Source organism: Spirulina sp. CCY15215, from assembly GCF_016888125.1.
Classification (GTDB): domain Bacteria; phylum Cyanobacteriota; class Cyanobacteriia; order Cyanobacteriales; family Spirulinaceae; genus CCY15215.
The window spans coordinates 1-606 of record NZ_JACSWA010000423.1 but is presented as its reverse complement, the minus strand read 5'-3'; the positions used below and the strand labels follow the sequence as shown (position 1 = coordinate 606).

Here is a 606-nt window from a genome sequence, read left to right as displayed (position 1 = left end):
TGTGGACAGCACATTTAATCTTACCGTTCAAAACCATTGTGGAACGGATGGAGTTACGCCGAATCATGCGACGTGCCAGAAGAGGACGGCGAATTAACCGTAAACTCCCCTTTGAGCAACGTTGCCATCGACAAAAGCGCTTTTCTAATCGAAGAAAAGGCAAACTTCCGCCCAGTATTCGAGCCAACCGACAATTGGAACTGCGAATAATTCGGGAGTTATTTGCCCTTTACCCCATTAGCGTCATTCATTACGAAAAAGTGATGGCAGACGTAGATAGAACCAGTGGACGAAAAGGAGCAAAATCAGGCAAAGGATTTTCTCCCGTCATGGTGGGTCAAAAGCAAATGCTCCAATGGCTATGCGAACTCGCTCCAGTCAAAGTGCATCAAGGCTGGCAACGAGACGGAAATGGCACGAGTCAACTACGAAAATGGTTAGGATTGGAAAAGAATAAAACCGACAAATCTAAGCCAGAACCCGCAACTCATGCTGTTGATGGCGTGACCTTGGCCGCCTTCGAGTTTATCGAGTGGCGAGAATGGCATACCCAAAACGCCAAGCATGGTGCATGGGTAGGAGACGTTCAAATCACCTCTGCTCCAT

The 606-nt window shown here is 47.7% G+C and carries 1 protein-coding gene; it reads left to right on the top strand.

From position 1 onward, the window contains the following. On the top strand, positions 1-606 hold a 606-nt coding region (locus JUI58_RS11995), incomplete at both ends, for an RRXRR domain-containing protein (protein WP_204104024.1).